Source organism: Shewanella sp. 4t3-1-2LB, from assembly GCF_017368415.1.
GTDB lineage: Bacteria > Pseudomonadota > Gammaproteobacteria > Enterobacterales > Shewanellaceae > Shewanella > Shewanella fodinae.
Genome location: NZ_JAFNJD010000001.1, coordinates 223,667 through 241,666, shown reverse-complemented (window position 1 = coordinate 241,666; position 18,000 = coordinate 223,667). Strand labels below are relative to the sequence as shown.

Annotated in this window: 16 protein-coding genes; 8 read left to right on the top strand and 8 right to left on the bottom strand. The window is 48.9% G+C overall.

Annotated features, from left to right (window positions below):
- Positions 1 to 14: 14 nt before the first annotated feature.
- Positions 15 to 482: a thioredoxin-dependent thiol peroxidase gene (bcp, locus tag J3L11_RS01045; RefSeq protein ID WP_207569727.1), complete on the top strand. Its 468-nt coding sequence runs from the start codon at positions 15 to 17 to the stop codon at positions 480 to 482.
- Between the two features lie 68 nt (positions 483 to 550).
- Here bcp and J3L11_RS01040 read toward each other — a convergent pair whose 3' ends face one another.
- Positions 551 to 1,639 (bottom strand): AI-2E family transporter, encoded by a 1,089-nt coding sequence (locus J3L11_RS01040; protein ID WP_189616480.1) that lies wholly within the window; start codon positions 1,637 to 1,639, stop codon positions 551 to 553.
- 316 nt (positions 1,640 to 1,955) lie between these two features.
- Between J3L11_RS01040 and J3L11_RS01035 the strand changes: the two genes are divergently transcribed.
- The 3 genes from J3L11_RS01035 (at position 1,956) to J3L11_RS01025 (ending at position 5,923) form a co-directional block, all read left to right on the top strand.
- Positions 1,956 to 3,416 (top strand): M48 family metalloprotease, encoded by a 1,461-nt coding sequence (locus J3L11_RS01035; protein WP_189616597.1) that lies wholly within the window; start codon positions 1,956 to 1,958, stop codon positions 3,414 to 3,416.
- Positions 3,417 to 3,508: 92 nt separating this feature from the next.
- The gene (gene arsC / locus J3L11_RS01030; protein WP_207569726.1) at positions 3,509 to 3,859 is read left to right on the top strand and encodes an arsenate reductase (glutaredoxin); all 351 of its coding nucleotides are present in this window, start codon (positions 3,509 to 3,511) and stop codon (positions 3,857 to 3,859) included.
- 144 nt (positions 3,860 to 4,003) lie between these two features.
- Positions 4,004 to 5,923 (top strand): hypothetical protein, encoded by a 1,920-nt coding sequence (locus J3L11_RS01025; RefSeq protein WP_207569725.1) that lies wholly within the window; start codon positions 4,004 to 4,006, stop codon positions 5,921 to 5,923.
- A 58-nt stretch (positions 5,924 to 5,981) separates the two neighbouring features.
- On the opposite strand, the gene hda is transcribed toward J3L11_RS01025, so the two are convergent.
- Complete coding sequence (gene hda, locus J3L11_RS01020) at positions 5,982 to 6,692, bottom strand: DnaA inactivator Hda (RefSeq protein WP_133039605.1); 711 nt, start codon at positions 6,690 to 6,692, stop codon at positions 5,982 to 5,984.
- Between the two features lie 38 nt (positions 6,693 to 6,730).
- Positions 6,731 to 7,807: a DUF2066 domain-containing protein gene (locus J3L11_RS01015; RefSeq protein ID WP_278250701.1), complete on the bottom strand. Its 1,077-nt coding sequence runs from the start codon at positions 7,805 to 7,807 to the stop codon at positions 6,731 to 6,733.
- Positions 7,808 to 8,025: 218 nt separating this feature from the next.
- Here J3L11_RS01015 and J3L11_RS01010 point away from each other — a divergent pair, with 218 nt between their 5' ends.
- The gene (locus tag J3L11_RS01010) at positions 8,026 to 9,258 is read left to right on the top strand and encodes a uracil-xanthine permease family protein (RefSeq protein WP_133039656.1); all 1,233 of its coding nucleotides are present in this window, start codon (positions 8,026 to 8,028) and stop codon (positions 9,256 to 9,258) included.
- A 48-nt stretch (positions 9,259 to 9,306) separates the two neighbouring features.
- Here J3L11_RS01010 and ruvB read toward each other — a convergent pair whose 3' ends face one another.
- From ruvB to aspS, 5 genes are all read right to left on the bottom strand, one after another.
- A complete protein-coding gene (gene ruvB / locus J3L11_RS01005; RefSeq protein WP_189616486.1) occupies positions 9,307 to 10,314 on the bottom strand; it encodes a Holliday junction branch migration DNA helicase RuvB in 1,008 nt (335 codons plus the stop codon).
- Positions 10,315 to 10,328: 14 nt separating this feature from the next.
- A complete protein-coding gene (ruvA, locus tag J3L11_RS01000; protein WP_133039608.1) occupies positions 10,329 to 10,943 on the bottom strand; it encodes a Holliday junction branch migration protein RuvA in 615 nt (204 codons plus the stop codon).
- On the bottom strand, positions 10,940 to 11,461 hold the full coding sequence (gene ruvC / locus J3L11_RS00995; protein WP_133039609.1) for a crossover junction endodeoxyribonuclease RuvC: 522 nt from the start codon (positions 11,459 to 11,461) through the stop codon (positions 10,940 to 10,942). Before ruvC ends, ruvA begins: the two co-directional genes overlap by 4 nt.
- Before the next feature lie 8 nt (positions 11,462 to 11,469).
- A complete protein-coding gene (locus tag J3L11_RS00990; RefSeq protein WP_207569723.1) occupies positions 11,470 to 12,219 on the bottom strand; it encodes a YebC/PmpR family DNA-binding transcriptional regulator in 750 nt (249 codons plus the stop codon).
- A 92-nt stretch (positions 12,220 to 12,311) separates the two neighbouring features.
- A complete protein-coding gene (aspS, locus tag J3L11_RS00985) occupies positions 12,312 to 14,090 on the bottom strand; it encodes an aspartate--tRNA ligase (RefSeq protein ID WP_207569722.1) in 1,779 nt (592 codons plus the stop codon).
- 299 nt (positions 14,091 to 14,389) lie between these two features.
- On the opposite strand from aspS, the gene cmoA reads away from it, so the two are divergent.
- The 3 genes from cmoA to J3L11_RS00970 all read left to right on the top strand — a co-directional run bounded on the left by cmoA (position 14,390) and on the right by J3L11_RS00970 (position 17,906).
- Entirely contained in the window at positions 14,390 to 15,121 is a 732-nt protein-coding gene (gene cmoA / locus J3L11_RS00980; protein ID WP_133039612.1) for a carboxy-S-adenosyl-L-methionine synthase CmoA, read from the top strand.
- Entirely contained in the window at positions 15,118 to 16,086 is a 969-nt protein-coding gene (gene cmoB / locus J3L11_RS00975) for a tRNA 5-methoxyuridine(34)/uridine 5-oxyacetic acid(34) synthase CmoB (protein WP_207569721.1), read from the top strand. The genes cmoA and cmoB overlap by 4 nt, the downstream gene beginning before the upstream one ends.
- Before the next feature lie 80 nt (positions 16,087 to 16,166).
- Complete coding sequence (locus J3L11_RS00970) at positions 16,167 to 17,906, top strand: M3 family metallopeptidase (RefSeq protein WP_207569720.1); 1,740 nt, start codon at positions 16,167 to 16,169, stop codon at positions 17,904 to 17,906.
- Positions 17,907 to 18,000 lie beyond the last annotated feature (94 nt).

Below are 18,000 nucleotides of genomic sequence, written 5' to 3'. Positions count from 1 at the left end.
AAGGACAAGTCAACATGAATACGCTAAAAGCCGGTGCAGTTGCGCCCTCCTTTACTTTACCCAATCAGTATGGTGAGCCGATATCACTGCTGGATAAGCTGCAGCAGCACAAAGTGCTGGTTTATTTCTATCCCAAAGCACTCACACCAGGGTGTACCGTGCAGGCGTGTGGCCTACGCGATACCAAAGCGGAATTAGCGGCACTTGGCGTGGTGGTGTTAGGGATAAGCACAGATCCGGTCGCCAAACTGCATAAGTTTATGGAAAAACACCAACTGAATTTTGATCTGCTCAGTGATGAGGATCATGCAGTAGCAGATGCCTTTGGCGTTTGGGGTGAAAAGAAATTTATGGGCAAAGTCTATGACGGCTTGCATCGCATCAGTTTTCTTATTGCTCAAGATGGCAAAATAGAAACTGTCTTTGATCAGTTCAAGACCAAAGATCATCACCAGGTGGTACTAAATTACCTCAAGGGCTGATGGCTCTAGTTATTATTGCGAATCATAAAAAGCCACTATTGCAGTGGCTTTTTAATCGGGGATATTCATTACTGAGTGACAGAGACCTTAGCAACTGCCGCTGTGTTATCAGTACTAGGCCAAACATTAATCACCGCTTTTACCAATGATGCCAACGGGATAGCAAAAAATACGCCCCAGACACCCCACAGCCCTCCGAAAATCAGCACCGCGGCGATGATCACCACTGGATGCAAATCGACTGCATCGGAAAATAGCAAAGGCACCAGCAGGTTACCATCCAGCGCTTGGATGATACCGTAGCCCAACATCAAATAGCCAAACTCTGCGCTAAATCCCCATTGGAAAAATGCCACCAATACAATCGGCAGCGTTACTAACGTGGCCCCCACATAAGGGATCAGTACCGACAATCCGGTTGCCACCCCCAACAAGGCTGCATAATTGATCCCCATTAAAGCAAAGAATATGTAAGTGGCGATACCAACAATCACAATCTCAATCACTTTACCGCGAATGTAATTAAAGATCTGTTGCTCCATCTCAAACCACACTTTGCGGGCCAACTCACGATTGCTTGGGAAAAAACGTTTACTGCCTTTTATCAGCGGCTCTTTATCTTTCAAAAAGAAGAATACCAGCAAGGGCACCAGAATCGCATAAACCATCAACACTAACAGCGATGCTGAATAACCTAACAACTGTTTGCCAATGCCCAGCAGATGTTGGGTATCCAGTAACTTTTTCAGCTCTGCCAACATGGAATCTAATTGCTCGACGCTGATAAACTGCGGATGTTGCTGTGCCAGTTGCTGTAATAAGGTGATCCCTTTATCTAGCATATTGGGCAACTCTGCCAGCAACGAACTGCCTTGACGCCAGATGCTGGGAATTAAACCAAATGAAATCAGGATCATCACCCCAATAAACAGTACCAAGACCAACGATGCCGCCATGGTGCGATTAATCCCTATTCGCGCCATCTGAGCTACTGGCCACTCCAACAGAAATGCCAATACTAGAGCAACCAGTAATGGCATCAGTAAACCGCCGGCGAAATACAAAATGAGGGTAATGCCTAGCAGAATAAATAACAGTGTTAACGCCTGTGGATCGCTGAAACGTGCGCGGTACCAACGGCTAAGATAGTCGAACATTCAAGATTTCCTGTATGAAAAAGCGATTTGGCATGGTGACAGGCATATCGTCTGGGGAGTCACTTTTCTCCCAGTATAAACGTTCCCAATTTACAGAACTTTGCGGGAACATACTATCAAATGGGATTGTCTGATTGCACAATGATGACTGCAATCGGATAATGTCACAGATGTTATCACCAGCATGTGCAACAAATAACCGTATATGCTTGCTAAACATAAACTTGCCCTATTATCCTAAGTTGCACGTCAAACCACAAGCCAAGCAGTGATACCGCTGAGGCAATATTTCTGAAGGTTCAGCTTGAGTACATTGATGTTTTCCCGTTGTAAACACCTGATACTGGCCACAACTCTTGCGGTTGGTCTTGGCACCTCTGCTCACAGTTTTGCTGCGATAGATGACCTACCGGATCTCGGTACTGCGGCCAGTCATGCGTTGAGCATTGATAAAGAGATGATCTACGGTGATGCCTATATGCGGGTAATCCGCGCACAGGCGCCAGTGCTGTACGATCCGCTGCTTGAGCAGTACATCACCGAGCTGGGTAACCGTCTAGTAGCACATGCTAACGATGTCCGAACACCCTTCTATTTTTTTATGCTGCAGAATGACGAAATCAACGCCTTCGCCTTCTTTGGTGGACATGTGGCAGTGCATACCGGACTATTTTTGTATGCCGATAACGAAAGTGAGATGGCATCGGTGTTAGCACACGAAATCTCGCACGTGACGCAACGGCACTTGGCGAGATCCATTGAAGCGCAGCAGAAAACCGGGCCCGTCACCCTCGCCGGGATGCTCGGTGCAATTTTGTTGACGATTGCCGCCCCACAGGCGGGTATGGCAGCACTGGCCAGTACCCAAGCACTGAGCGCGCAGTCGCAGATTAACTATACCCGGCAACATGAACAGGAAGCCGACCGGTTTGGGATGCGCACTATGGTGGCCGCGGGATTTGACCCGAATGCCGCAGCAACTTTCTTCGCTAAACTGGCCGCCAAGTACCGCTACACATCAAAACCACCACAAATGTTGCTGACTCACCCTTTGCCAGAATCGCGAATTTCTGAAGCGCGCGACCGCGCCGCACAGTATCCACACATAGATGTGCAACCTAACCTGAATTTTCACCTTGCAAAGGCGAGGATCCAGGTGCGTTTTTCCAGCTATAGCGATACGGCAGCTTTATCACTGTTTAACCAACAGCTAGATAAAAAGGATTACGTATTCAAAGAAGCAGCGCTGTACGGTAAAGCATTAGCATTATTCCGCCTCAAAGATTACAAAGGCGCTGAAGCAATCATTGATGATTTATTGAAGCAGGATCCTGATAACCTGTTTTATCTGGATACCAAAACCGACTTGCTGACAGAAGCCAAAAAATACGATCAAGCGATTAAATTACTTGAATCTCAGCGACGTTTCCGACCTTCATCACTAGTGATTAACACCAACCTTGCTAACGCTTATCTGGAAAACAAACAAGCCGCTAAGGCCATCCCGATATTGGAACAGATGACCTTTGACGACAAGGAAAACCTGTTGCCCTTCCAAATGTTATCAGAGGCTTACCAACAGACGGGCGATAAGGCAATGGAGTTTTACGAAAAAGCCGAGGTGATGGCGTTGCGGGCCAATTATGAAGGCGCCATTGATCAATTAAACTTCGCTTACCGTGAATCCGACGGCAAGCCATTACAGATTGCCCGCATAGAGGCCAAGCTAAGGCAGTTCCGAGATGCACAGGAACAGATGAAGAGTTTGAAGCAATAAATCGCAAGGTATCGATGAATAACGCTGCGTCTGACGTGGCGTTATTTTTTTGTTATGCTCGCGTTTATATTTTAGCTAAGGTGATGAGTTCCATGCCAAACGTAACCCTATTTCATAACCCTCGTTGTTCCAAAAGCCGCGAAGCACTGGCGTTGTTAGAACACACCGGTTGCCACATTGACATTGTCGAGTACCTTAAAACACCGCCCGATAGCAACACCATCAAAACGCTGTTGGCATTGTTGCAACTGTCGCCACGGGAGCTAATGCGTACCAAAGAAGCCGAATACAAAGAACTTGGTTTGGACAACCACGAACTGACGGATGAACAATTGATTGCCGCCATGACACAGACCCCTAAGCTGATAGAACGGCCTATTGCTATTGCCAACGGCAAGGCCGTCATTGGCCGGCCGCCAGAGCAAGTGTTGAGTATTCTGTAATAGCCCTGAACCGCCTGACATTGCTCGGATTTTTCAGCTTATCTTCAACTCGTTAAGCATTAGGGACTTTAAAATCGGCTATGTTATATTCTGTGATACAAAACTGTAATATCTCCATAACAGATATAGCCGGAGGTTCCTCACATGCAACGGATAGCGTTTTTTCTGATAGGCATTATATTGGCCGGATGTGGCGGTTCTGGCAGCGATTCCGGTGCAAACACACCTCCAGAAACGCCAGCCAACTCAATTTCTCGCTGCGCCGTGCAAAGCACACCGCAGATTATCACCAGCGATAACATCCGCTTTTATCTGCAGTCACAATACCTGTCTCACCAACAAAGTAGTGTAGTGGCGACACTGGCAAATGGCACAAGTAGCGGTTATCAGTTTCACTGGCAGCAGACGTCAGGAACTCCGCTGACGCTAACAGTGACCGATAATGCGGTATTACCTTTTGTGGCTGATAGCTCTGGCGATTATGGTTTTGAAGTGACGATAGCTAATGCTGAACAGCAATATACCGCCATCATAAATGTCATAGTGACAGAGGGCGATGGCTTAAGTATTCGCCTAGATCACCAAGTGGTGGAAGGTGCTGATGTCAGCCTACGCGTGGACCGTCGCAGTGGTAGTTCAATACAAAATCTCAGTTGGTGTGTTGCTTATGGCCCAGATGTCACATTAAATCTGGACGATGTGGAAGTGCCTTTATTTACAACGCCACAAGTCAATAGTGATTCACTACTGATCCTTCGAGCAACCGGCACCGCAAACGATGTGCAGCTCAGCGATGACGTCAATCTATTGATTACAAATGAAGCGGCCATAGACTCCGCTTATTTTGACAAACCCATTGCTCGAACTCATAGCTATCGTGCCGATTCTCCTTGGCGTAATGCACTTCAAGGGTGTGTCTACTCTAATCAGCTGGCCAACAGTTGTACATTGACCACATTACCCCTTATCGGCCAAGAAACCGCCGAAAATGCCAGTGATAAAGCCGCCATTATGAATCGGGTGCTGGTATCTCATGATTGGATGGGCAAGAATTTTGAAGCATTTCTAGACAACCTTGATCCCCATAGCGACTTTGCCACATTGCTGCAATCAGTAACCGCCATAGTGATCAGCTACGATGTCAGGCCATCGTTTTATTGGGTAGCCACCGGGGCAATTTATCTCGATCCTGAAGACCTTTGGTTGACCGCCGCAGAACGGGATACCATCAATGAAGCGGCAGATTATCGTTCCGCCTTTGGTCAAGATCTGCAATTTCTGGTGCCTTGGCGTTATGTAAAGAACAACGATTATGCCTCGATATACCGCAGCCCCGCCCTGCGCCAGTCACGTTCGCTATCGGAGTTAGAACCGGATTTAGCCTCCCTGCTCTACCATGAACTCGCACATGCTAACGACTATTTCCCGCGCAGTATTCACAGCAGTCTGCAAGGGCCAACCTTAGTGGATGATTACAATCGCCGCTCAGCCAACAAAGCGTTGGGTTCAGATCAATTAACCAACACATTGCCTTTGCAATCGACAGAAATGCAATCGCTAGCTGAGGTAAATTTTTTGGGTGATAACGCAACAGCCACAGAAAGGAGCTACTCACCCGCAGACGTGGCGAGCTTCTTCAGCCCTGACCGTGCCAATGACTTCTATAACTACAGTACCTCCAGAGAAGATGCGGCGATGCTGTTTGAAGAGGCGATGATGAGCTATCGGCTGGGGATCCAGCGCGACGTCGCCGTTACTGATAAACCTGCAGTCATCAGTTCAAGCACTGTGACGGTGAACTGGGGCCAGCGTGGCCGCATAGCAGAGCCAGCAATTCAGCCAAGGGCGGCGATGATAATTGATTATCTGATGCCGGAACTGGATGGTGCGACCATTGAGGCGACCCTGCCACCGCCAGTGGCAATGCGCACTGGCGAAAGTTGGCTGGCTAATCTGGCGCTCAGCAACAATGGCAAAAATACACCACAATTAGTCTCACCGAAGAATATTTCCGAACAACCGCTGCGACTGAGTGGCGAGCGCCAACCACGGACGCAGCAATAGTCGCTATGTATGTAAAGTCGAAGGCCGCAGTTGCGGCCTTCTTTATAAGTTAGTTGCGCTAAAGCCTGAGCATCTCTTTGATAAAAGGGATGGTCAGCTTACGTTGATGCACCATTGACGCTTTATCAAGCTTATCCAGTACATCAAACAAGGTCCGCAGATCTCGCGCCAGTCGGTTTAGCAAGAATTTACCGACATCTTCGGGGAGTTGTAGTCCTCGCATGGCGGCACGGCGCTGTAAGGCAGCCAGTTTTTCATCATCAGCCATAGGATGCAGTTGATAATTCAACCCCCATTGCATGCGAGACACCAGATCCGGCAGACTGAAACCACAGTCTGCTGGCGCATGTCTGCCACTGACAACCAGCGCACATCCCTGACGCTCCAGTACCCGGTTATACAGGTCGAACAACGCCTCTTCCCACAATGGATGACCGACAATGGCATCAACATCGTCAATACACACCAAGTCCATCATTTCCAACCCTTCCAGCAATGCAGTAGCAATACTAGCGTGGATCCCAAGCGGTACATAAAAGCTGGAACGCCCACTTTCGTTGGCATGGGCACAAGCGGCATGGATCAGATGCGTACGCCCGGACTTTTCTGGGCCCCATAAAAACAGCGCTTGCGGTCCTCGCCCTTCAGCGCAGGCGATTAAAGTCTGGATCAGTTGATCGTTGCCCTTAGCGGGGTAGTAACTTTCAAAGGTTTCGTCATCAGGTAAGTGCACTGGTAACGATAACTGAAGTGGCGCATTCTGAGTCAATCGGCGTTATCCCATCAAGCCTGTTATTATCCGCGATGTTACTGACGGCTGTGCCATTCGTATGTCCCGGCACTCACCGCAGTATCAAAATCACTACTGTTTGAGGCTGGGAGCGGCGTCATGCGCGATTCCAGTCCAAACAAATTTTTCAATTCATCAACAGAACCAAACAGCTGCAAGCGATAACTGACATGCTCACCCTGCAATTTACTCATAGTAAAAGACTTTACTGCGGTTAGCTGTTTTAAAAAGGCTTCAATTTCCACTAACTGCTTTTGACTAATGCCAGAAAATGACACAGTTGTTTGCTGTGACGCGCCAGAATCTGCCACCGCATAACGGGACACAAAATAGTCTGATAACGCCAGCATCATGGCTGCGACAGCGGCTGGTTTATCGGCAACGGTATTTTGATCAGAAACCAACGGCAGCATAAAAGGCTGACCGCCTGCGGTTTTAGTATATAACGCCAGCTGATATCGAATCCCATCAGCGACAGGCTCTAGCGTACCCATGGCGAAGTAGTCTGTCTGATAGCGATTGGAAGCGCGCGCGATAGCATCCGCAAACTGGCCGCGCACATCGTTGATGTTTACCGCTTGCAAATCATCCAGATCCATCAAGGGGAATAACACCGGAATGCCTCGCTGAGAAGATGCATCAGCAAACAATTTACGTTCATCAATATCCGCGCCATCAGCCACAATCTGCGGTTGACTATTGTTGTCGGCAGCTAGCCAGAGCAGCGTCAACGGCCGTTGTCGGCCCCACACTGGTTCTCCGGCAGCGCGTAACAGGGCGATGATCCTGTCGTGTTCAAATAATGCCCGGATCTTGAGCTGCCCTTGATCGTCAAAGTAACCGAACTGAGTCACCATCGAAGAGGCTTGCGACAACTTCTCAACAATCATACTGTTACTTAGCACTCCTCGAGCACCGGAATTCTTCAGCAGCACATTTCCCAGCGCTTCTCGAAGCGCGGCATCGCGGTCGGCATCAGATCGCGAAGCCACGCTGACCATGGATTGATCTAATTGGCTAACCTCAACAGCGTTCGCGGGTATACAGCCTAACAACAAGTAACAACTGAGCAGTCGGAAAAATAGTTTGCGCATAAATTAGTTAATCTGAAATGGCGCCTGTGGCGCAAGTGTACCATAGATCGTTGTTGGCGGAATCGACTAATCCACAGCTTCAGCTGGTTCCATAACATCGTAGAAAAGCTCATCAGCACAATTGTAAAAATTTTGAACTATATCGCCTAAAAAACCCAAAACATATAATTCGGTTGCTGGTAGCATATGCCGGTTTACCTACACCACGGATAATAATGATGAAAAACCTCACCCTTCCACTGCAGGGCGCACAAATGCTGTTTGTCGCCTTCGGTGCGCTGGTGCTTGTCCCGTTGTTGACGGGGCTTGATGCCAGTGTTGCTTTATTTACCGCCGGCATCGGCACCCTGATTTTCCAAATTGTGACTAAACGCCAAGTGCCAATTTTTTTGGCTTCCTCATTCGCATTTATTGCGCCCATTACCTATGGCGTAAAGAATTGGGGAATTTCCGCAACCATGGGCGGGCTTATCGCCGCTGGCGCGGTATATTTGGTGCTGTCCACACTGGTCAAACTACGTGGGCCAGAATTTATCACTAAATTGCTACCACCTGTCGTCGTTGGCCCCGTCATCATGATCATTGGTCTTGGCTTGGCGCCTACCGCAGTCAACATGGCGCTGGGGAAAACCGGCGATGGTAGTGTCGTATTAGTGTCGCAACAAACGGCACTGTTTATTTCTATCGCGTCACTGGTTACCACCATAGCAGTGGCTGTTTTTGCCAAGGGATTGCTGCGCTTGATGCCTATTCTTGCAGGCATTATTGTGGGCTATGTTTTGAGTTTGTTAATGGGTATTGTGGATTTCAGTGCCATTGATAAAGCGGCGTGGTTCTCTGTGCCAAACTTTGTTGCTCCTGAATTTAGCTGGAAAGCGATTGCCTTTATGATCCCGGTCGCCATCGCGCCAGCAGTTGAGCATATTGGTGATATTGTGGCTATCTCCAATGTTACCGGTAAAGATTTTCTGAAAAAACCCGGGCTTCATCGCACCTTAGCTGGCGACGGTCTGGCAACGATGGCGGCTGTCGCCCTTGGTGGCCCACCAAACACCACCTATTCTGAAGTTACTGGCGCAGTGACCCTTACCCGTAACTTTAATCCGGTCACCATGACTTGGGCCGCCATTACTGCCATTATCCTGGCATTTGTCGGCAAGTTGGGCGCCGCATTGCAGACCATTCCAGTGCCGGTGATGGGGGGGATTATGTGCCTCCTGTTCGGTTCTATTGCCGCGATTGGCCTTAACTCCATGATCCGCGCACAGGTGGATTTAGCGCAGCCGCGCAACTTGGCCATTGTCGGAGTAACTTTGGTGTTTGGTATCGGCGGCATGGCGTTCGGTGTGGGGGATTTTAGCCTGACCGGTATCAGCCTGTGCGGTATTGTGGCGATTCTGATGAATCTGTTGCTACCCCATGACTTGCATCATCACGAAAGCACACATTAAGTCATCAAAAAGCCGCTCAACGAGCGGCTTTTTTTGTGTTCAAACACGCTATTCTGGTTTAATCATATCGAAATGACGATAAGCTCTATCGGTGGCAATACGGCCTCTCGGCGTACGTTGAATAAATCCCTGCTGGATCAAGAAAGGCTCTAGCACATCTTCGATTGTCTCGCGCTCTTCCCCTATCGCGGCGGCGATATTGTCCAATCCCACAGGGCCGCCCATAAACTTATCAATAATTGCCAACAATAGTTTACGGTCCATGTAATCAAAACCTTCGCCGTCCACATCCAGCATATCCAGCGCCTGTTGTGCCACCACTTGGGTAATACGCCCATCATGTTTTACTTCGGCAAAATCACGTACCCGCCGTAATAGCCGGTTGGCGATACGCGGTGTACCACGAGAACGACAGGCAATTTCACGCGCGCCGTCAGCTTCCAATGGCAACCCGAGTACCGAGGCGGATCGAGTCACAATAGTGCTGAGATCATCCACATTGTAAAACTCTAACCGCAGTGGAATGCCAAAACGCGCCCGCAGTGGCGAGGTTAACGCGCCAGCGCGGGTGGTGGCGCCGATCAGCGTAAACGGAGGTATATCCAACTTGATAGAACGCGCCGCCGGGCCTTCGCCAATCATGATGTCTAACTGGTAATCCTCCATCGCAGGATAAAGGATCTCCTCCACCACCGGGCTTAGGCGATGAATTTCATCAATAAACAGTACGTCACCGGCTTCTAGGTTCGTCAGCAGTGCCGCCAGATCGCCAGCTTTTTCTAACACAGGGCCTGACGTAGATTTGATATTCACGCCCATTTCGTTGGCCACAATCATCGCCAAGGTGGTTTTGCCCAATCCCGGAGGACCATAGATCAGCATATGATCCAGCGCCTCATTACGGTTTTTGGCTGCCTGAATAAATACTTTCAGTTGCGTTCTGGCTTCATTCTGCCCGGTGTATTCATCCAGCATTTTTGGCCGCATGGCACGATCGATCAACTCTTCCTGCGGATTATTACTGTGGGGCTGAATCAGTCTGTCTGCCTCAATCATAACCAGGTCTCTGCTTATAACATCGATTTAAGCGCAGCCTTGATGAGGGTTTCAGAATCCATCCCCTCTTCAGCGGCCGATGACACCGCTTTACTGGCTTGTGCCGGTTTGTAACCCAATGCCAGCAAGGCCGCCATCGCATCCTCTTCGGCGCTATTGAGATTTGAAGGTGTATAGTTGGATTTGAGCATGAACTCGCGCTCATTACCGCTGGCGGTTTCCAGCAGGCTCTTTAGCTTGTCACGCATCTCCACCAATAACCGCTCAGCAGTTTTCTTACCCACACCGGGCAGTTTTACCAATGTGGCAATATCATCGCGTTCCACACAATTAACAAACTCTTGGGCAGTCATACCGGAAAGAATGGTTAATGCCAGTTTCGGGCCGACACCGTTGGCTTTGATCAGCAACCGGAATAGTGAACGTTCCTGTTTAGTGATAAAACCATACAACAGCTGGGCATCTTCTCGCACCACAAAATGGGTGTAGATGGTAGCCGTTTGGTTCAATTCTGGTAGTTCGTAAAAACTGGTGAGCGGCATCTGCAATTCATAGCCTACGCCTTGCACATCTAACAGCACATCTGGAGCCTGCTTTTCCAGCAAAATACCGTGTAAACGCCCTATCATTTATATCTTCCGTAAGTTCTGATACTTGCCTTGCCACCAAGAGAGACCAGGCTTTGACAGGTATGATAATGACATAGTGCCACGCTGAGTGCATCTGCTGCATCGGCCTGAGGTTTAGCTGGCAGTTGCAGTAAATGCTGGATCATATGCTGCACTTGGGACTTCTGTGCCCTTCCGGTGCCTACGATAGCACTTTTAATTTGCGTCGCGGAATATTCGGCAACGGGTAGCCCCGCGACCGTAGCAGCCACAATCGCTGCGCCCCGCGCCTGGCCGAGTTTTAACGCCGAATCCGCATTTTTTGCCATAAATACCCGTTCAATGGCGAGTTGCTCGGGTTGATACTGGCGAATGATTTCAGATATACCGTCGAAAATCTGCTTCAGACGGGAGGGAAGATCTTCAGAAGATGTACGAATGCAGCCACTGCCTAAATAAAGCTGGTGTCTTCCCTGACACTGGATGACACCGTAACCGGTGATCCTTGAGCCAGGGTCAACACCCAGAATAATCGACATAAGCCGCCTTATACGTCCAGTTTTTCCATAATTTCGTCAGAGATTTCACCGTTATGGTAAACCTCTTGTACGTCATCATGGTCTTCCAGCATATCGATAAGACGCAGGAATTTTGCTGCGGTTTCTTCATCCAAATCAGCTTTGGTTGAAGGCACCATGGTCACTTCCGCGTTAACCGATTCAAATCCTGCCGCATCCAGTGCGTCTTTTACCGCACCGAAAGCACTGGGTGTGGTGTAAACATCAACAGAACTGTCATCATTGACCACAACATCATCAGCACCCGCTTCCAGTGCAACTTCCATAATGGCATCTTCATCGGTGCCTTCATCATAAGAAATCACTCCCTGTTTGGTGAACAGGTAGGCAACTGAACCATCGGTACCTAAATTACCACCTGATTTGTTAAAGGCGTTACGCACACCAGTCACCGAGCGATTGCGGTTGTCGGTCATGCATTCCACCATCACGGCAGTGCCGCCGGGGCCATAACCTTCATAGACGATGGTTTCCAGATTTTCACCATCCAGCTCACCGGCACCACGTTTGATAGCACGATCGACGGTATCGCGGGTCATGTTGTTAGACAGGGCCTTGTCTATTGCTGCCCGCAATCGAGGATTAGAATCGGGATCAGGGCCACCTTCACGAGCACTGACCGTCAGTTCCCGGATAAATTTGGTGAAAAGCTTACCGCGCTTAGCGTCTTGACGACCTTTGCGGTGTTTGATGTTGGCCCATTTACTATGACCTGCCATAAATCACTCCTCATGCTATCAGGCAAACAGTGGCCTGATATAAACAGACCGAGGCCACTGGCCCCGGTTTGATTGCGGGTTAAACACTATAATTATTCAGCTTTATCGCTGTTTTTTGCCACTACATTGATCCCCAATTCCGCCAACTGTTGTGGGTTAGCGGGACTTGGTGCGTTGGTCAGCGGACAAGCCGCAGTCGTGGTTTTCGGGAATGCCATCACGTCGCGGATAGAGCTAGCACCCGTCATCAACATCACCATACGGTCAAGGCCAAACGCCAGACCTGCATGTGGCGGAGTACCATAGCGCAGCGCTTCCAACAAGAAGCCGAATTTTTCCTGCGCTTCTTCCTCTGCAATCCCCAGAATATTAAACACGGTGGACTGCATCTTCTGTTTGTGGATACGCACAGAACCGCCCCCTAATTCAACGCCGTTGAGCACCATATCGTAAGCATCAGACACTGCGGCACCAGGGTTGGCAGCCAACTCTTCGGCGGTGACTGAACTTGGCGCGGTAAACGGATGATGCACGGCATGCCAGCCACCATCAACCTTCTCAAACATCGGGAAGTCAATCACCCACAACGGGCGCCACTCGCCCTGTAACAGATTGAAATCCTGACCCAGCTTCAAACGCAACGCGCCCATCGCCTCTGCCACAACCGTGGCATTGTCAGCACCGAACAGCAGGATATCACCATTTTGGGCTTCAGTGCGTGCCAGCAAAGCATTGACCACGTCTTCATTGAGGAACTTGAGGATTGGCGATTGAATGCCTTCTAATCCGGCGGCCAGATCATTGACCTTCATCCACGCCAAACCTTTGGCACCAAACACACTGATATATTTACCGTAGTCATCAATCTGTTTACGTGACATGGCTGCGCCGCCCGGTACCCGAATGGTGACTACGCGACCTTCGGCATCATTTGCCGGGCCTTTAAACACGGCAAATTCGACATCTTTAACTAGGTCAGCAATATCGACCAGCTCCAGCGGGTTACGCAGATCTGGCTTGTCCGAACCGAAACGACGCATCGCTTCTTGCCAAGTCATGACCGGGAATGTACCAAGGTCAACATTTAGCAGTTCTTGGAATAACCCACGCACCATGTCTTCAGTGATCTCACGCACCTGCGCCGAGGTCAGAAATGAGGTTTCAATATCGATTTGGGTAAATTCAGGCTGACGGTCGGCACGCAGATCTTCGTCACGGAAGCACTTAACAATCTGATAGTAACGGTCAAAACCAGACATCATCAGCAACTGTTTGAATAGTTGCGGTGACTGCGGCAACGCAAAAAACTCACCTTTATAAGTGCGGCTTGGCACCAGATAATCACGCGCACCTTCCGGTGTGGCTTTGGTCAGAATGGGCGTTTCGATATCAAGGAAACCATGGGTATCCATATAACGGCGCACCGCACTGGTCACCTGGGCACGGAACATCAACCGCTGTGTCATCTCAGGGCGGCGTAGATCCAGATACCGATATTTCAAGCGCTGCTCTTCGCTATTGTTCTGGTAGTTATCCAGACTCAGCGGTAACGGATCGGCGGCGTTGATAATCGTCAATTCGGTTCCCAGCACTTCGATTTCACCTGTCCGCATCTGGCTGTTCACTTGGCTTTCGGGACGAGCTCTGACAATCCCTTTGACCTGGACACAGAATTCAGCGCGCAGACTGCTGGCAACTTTGAACACCTCTGGCATATCCGGGTCATATACCACCTGGATCAAACCTTCACGGTCACGAAGATCCAAAAATATCACGCCGCCGAGATCTCGACTGCGATTGACCCACCCTGCCAGGGTGACTTCTTGTCCAACGTGAGACTTGTTTACGTCTCCACAATAATGGCTGCGCATCTTATTATCCTTTGTTGCTGCCGGATGGCGCCGGAATGAATTACACAAATAAGGGCGGCATTATATGAAAAAACTGCCGTTTACCAAAGCCCTTCTGTTTCAGACGGTGAAGTATCAAACACTTTAACTGCTTTGGCTATAGGCGGTTATTCGCCGGTTCAATAACCGTTCAAAATTCCGCCAGAAATTCGCTAAAATATGCCATTCATATATGCAGTTTGCGATATATTGGCGGCAAACTTGCTGCCGCACTCAAGCATTCGGTAAAATGCGGCGGTTTTCTCCTATCAGATATGCTCATGAACAGTTCTCAGGACACCATTTACGCAACTATGCACGACCAGGTTGCAGATTTTACCTTTGATGACCGGGTTGCTGGCGTTTTTAGCGATATGATCAAACGCTCAGTTCCCGGTTACGGCCAGATAGTTAACACGATTGGCGATTTTGCCAAGCGTTTGGTGACACATAACAGCCAAGTCTATGACCTAGGTTGTTCACTCGGTGCGGCAACGTTAAGTATCAGGCGCCATATTGAAAACCGACAGTGCCGCATCATTGCCGTGGATAATTCAGCGGCAATGGTCGAGCGTTGCCGCGAGAACTTGGCAGCGTATGTGAGCAACACACCTGTTGAACTATTGTGCGCCGATATTCGTGATATTACTTTTGAGAATGCATCACTGGTAGTGCTCAACTTTACCCTACAGTTTTTACCGCCAGCAGAGCGCGATACGCTGCTAACTCGGATTTATCAGGGGTTATTGCCAGGTGGAGCCTTAATCATTTCAGAAAAGTTGCGCTTTGAAGATGCCACCATCCAACAGTTGATTGAAGCCCAACACTTGGATTTCAAACGTGCCAATGGTTACAGTGAGTTAGAGATCAGTCAGAAACGCAGTGCACTGGAAAACGTGATGAAAACCGATACGCTCGAGCAACATTATGCCAGATTTGCCAAAGCCGGTTTCCAGCATGCCAATCTCTGGTTTCAGTGTTTTAATTTTGCCTCAATGGTAGCAATCAAGTGATTAGTTTCAGCAGTTTTTATCAGGATATTGCCGATTCTCAACTCAGTAGTCTGTTGGAAAGCCTGCCTGCCAAATTAGGCAATTGGCAACGTGAAAATAATCACGGTGCCTTGCCTAAATGGGAAAGAACCTTGGCTAAACTCAACTACCCGGCACCAGACAAGCTTGATTTCGCCGACAGTGTTACGGTGGGCAGTGGCCAGCAGCTTTCCGCAGGGCAACGCGAGAAATTGGAAAATCTGTTGCAGTTACTGCACCCTTGGCGCAAAGGGCCTTATGACATCCACGGTATCCACATCGATACTGAGTGGCGTTCAGACTGGAAATGGCAACGAGTGGCCCCCCACATCAGTTCGCTGCAAAACCGTACAATATTGGACGTTGGTTGTGGTAGTGGTTATCACATGTGGCGTATGTACGGAGCAGCCGCCAGAATGGTGGTAGGAATTGACCCTTCACCGCTGTTTTTATGCCAATTCGAGGCGGTTAAAAAACTTGCAGGAGGTCAGTTTCCTGTTCATCTGTTGCCATTAGGCATCGAAGATATGCCAGCTTCGGAAGCCTTTGATACTGTATTTTCTATGGGCGTGCTCTACCACAGAAAATCGCCAATTGAACATTTACTGCAATTGCGCGACCAGCTACGCGATGGCGGCGAATTAATTCTGGAAACCTTGGTCATCGATGGCGATCAACAAACCGTATTGGTGCCGGAAGATCGCTATGGCAAAATGAACAACGTCTGGTTTATTCCATCAGTTGCAGCTCTGGAACTGTGGCTTAGACGTTGTGATTTCAAAGAGATCCGTTGTGTTAATCTTGATGTCACGTCATTAGCGGAGCAGCGCACAACGCCGTGGATGCGCAATGAATCTTTGGTGGATTATCTCGATCCAAACAACATAGATCTTACCGTTGAAGGCTATCCCGCCCCTAAGAGAGCCACTATTATTGCGGTAAAGTAAAAAAATAGTCGCGCTAAACGGTAATAAGGAAATTGTGCCATCGGATGGCCTTGGCAGCATCACCAAAAAGGAATGCCCTATTGCCTATACCAACATCAAAATGCCTGAAACTGCTTGCAGTACTGTGCTGCGGCGGTCTTGCAACCACCGCCGTCGCCAATAATGGGGCGATTCCACTGTTGCTAAATCAGTGTCTTAATTACAGTACAGATTTTCATCCTGATTTCAGCTCGGCCATTGCGTTAGAGCGGCAGACTATCGGTTTGCAGAATATCGGTGATCAGGTGAATTATTACCGCAGCTTCCCACTACCAAATGCAGCCAGAGAAGCGCTATTACAGTGCCAACTGACACTGGCAGATGCCGTTGACCGGGTACTGACCAATCCGCAACTCCCACAGTTGATTGTCCAAATGCGGCAGACTGATTCGCCGGGGCTTGGGCCACTGGCACAGAAATATCAGTATCTGTTAGCGCATCAGCTACCACTGGAACAAAAAGCTGGACTCAGTACCGCTCAAGCTAGCATTCGGCAACACTTAAAGAGCGATAATTTTCAGTTGCTGCTTGGTGACTGCGCACTACCTTCATCAGAACCAGAGATAACGACTGAAAGCGTATCCACACCAGCGTCAGAGCAGACTGCAAACAATAAACAGCGGCTGGTGCGCAATATCGCCAGCTATTTGATACAACAACCAGATGAACATTGCCGCTATGAAGTATGGCGACGTTACCAATCCCGAGCTAAAGCGTCGATCAAGCCAATGCTATCGAGAATACTGCAGCTACGGCAACAGCAGGCTATCAGTGCCGGAGCCAATAACTACGCCGATTTTTTATTGCGACAACAGTTAATTGGCTCCACTGAGCAATTATCAAAATTTTTGAATTCAATGACAACAAAATTACCGATATCGCCGTGGAATATCGGTATAGAACTAGCAAAGTTGCCATCAACAAAAGTGGATACCATGCCGAGCAGCGCCTTCGTAAAGACCATACTGTCGCGGTTGCAGTCTTTAGGGATAAGCCATGAATATATTAATGAACATTGGATCCGCTTGTGGCATAAACACCGTCTTTTAGGGGAAATCCTGCTGTCAGATGCGCCCCAAAATCGTCATTTACTGATCCGCCGCAGCGTCATTGGTCAGCAATCAGGGCAAAGTCAGTTAGCGTTGAAATCACAACTGAAAACCCTGTGGGACTACCAAACAGCAGTGAGCGCGATAAGTGAAGCTGTCACACAGTTGGCATCTGGCGGCCGCTATTATCTTGATAATGGTTTTGCCTTACCCCAGGATGCCGGCAGAGTGGGTGAATTATGGTTAGAGCATTTTCTCAGCGCCGCTTTTAGCCATGAACTGCAACCACAACCGCACAGTCGGGAGCAGCTTGCTGAGGATTATCGCCAGCATTTGGCACTATTCCAGGCGTCAGTCGCACTAACGTTTTACCAACAGCCTGATGCAACACCGTCACCAGAGATTTATGCTTCTCTGTTTGCCGGTCGTTGGCCGGAAGCTGAGGATTACGCATACTCATTCAATGCAATCGCGGATGCTGGGCCATTAGTGTATGAACCGCTGTGGCAACAAATCATTGCCTTAGCCATTTACCAAACCACGACCGTTTGCTCCGCCAATCAACTTTTTGATGAGTTGGTGGTAAATGAAGACAGCAGCGGTATCGAACCATTAATGGAAAAAATCTGGGGAACAAATGCCCCTAACCGCATCATTGCACAGATCCATCAAGGTCAGTTTGTTGCTGATCATCTCCCCTCCTGGTGTCCTTTAGAGCACTTCACGCCCTGAGGTAAATATTGAAATGCAGTGTAAATTGACGGAATCGCCCTCACTGACACATCATCGAGCGAATTTTGTTTGAATATTTCGAAAGAAATTAGCA

Bases quoted from the DNA above. Each gene is read 5' to 3' on its own strand.
- bcp (WP_207569727.1), top strand. From the start codon at position 15: ATGAATACGCTAAAAGCCGGTGCAGTTGCGCCCTCCTTTACTTTACCC.
- J3L11_RS01040 (WP_189616480.1), bottom strand. From the start codon at position 1,639: ATGTTCGACTATCTTAGCCGTTGGTACCGCGCACGTTTCAGCGATCCA.
- J3L11_RS01035 (WP_189616597.1), top strand. From the start codon at position 1,956: ATGTTTTCCCGTTGTAAACACCTGATACTGGCCACAACTCTTGCGGTT.
- arsC (WP_207569726.1), top strand. From the start codon at position 3,509: ATGCCAAACGTAACCCTATTTCATAACCCTCGTTGTTCCAAAAGCCGC.
- J3L11_RS01025 (WP_207569725.1), top strand. From the start codon at position 4,004: ATGCAACGGATAGCGTTTTTTCTGATAGGCATTATATTGGCCGGATGT.
- J3L11_RS01015 (WP_278250701.1), bottom strand. From the start codon at position 7,807: ATGCGCAAACTATTTTTCCGACTGCTCAGTTGTTACTTGTTGTTAGGC.
- J3L11_RS01010 (WP_133039656.1), top strand. From the start codon at position 8,026: ATGAAAAACCTCACCCTTCCACTGCAGGGCGCACAAATGCTGTTTGTC.
- ruvB (WP_189616486.1), bottom strand. From the start codon at position 10,314: ATGATTGAGGCAGACAGACTGATTCAGCCCCACAGTAATAATCCGCAG.
- ruvA (WP_133039608.1), bottom strand. From the start codon at position 10,943: ATGATAGGGCGTTTACACGGTATTTTGCTGGAAAAGCAGGCTCCAGAT.
- ruvC (WP_133039609.1), bottom strand. From the start codon at position 11,461: ATGTCGATTATTCTGGGTGTTGACCCTGGCTCAAGGATCACCGGTTAC.
- J3L11_RS00990 (WP_207569723.1), bottom strand. From the start codon at position 12,219: ATGGCAGGTCATAGTAAATGGGCCAACATCAAACACCGCAAAGGTCGT.
- aspS (WP_207569722.1), bottom strand. From the start codon at position 14,090: ATGCGCAGCCATTATTGTGGAGACGTAAACAAGTCTCACGTTGGACAA.
- cmoA (WP_133039612.1), top strand. From the start codon at position 14,390: ATGAACAGTTCTCAGGACACCATTTACGCAACTATGCACGACCAGGTT.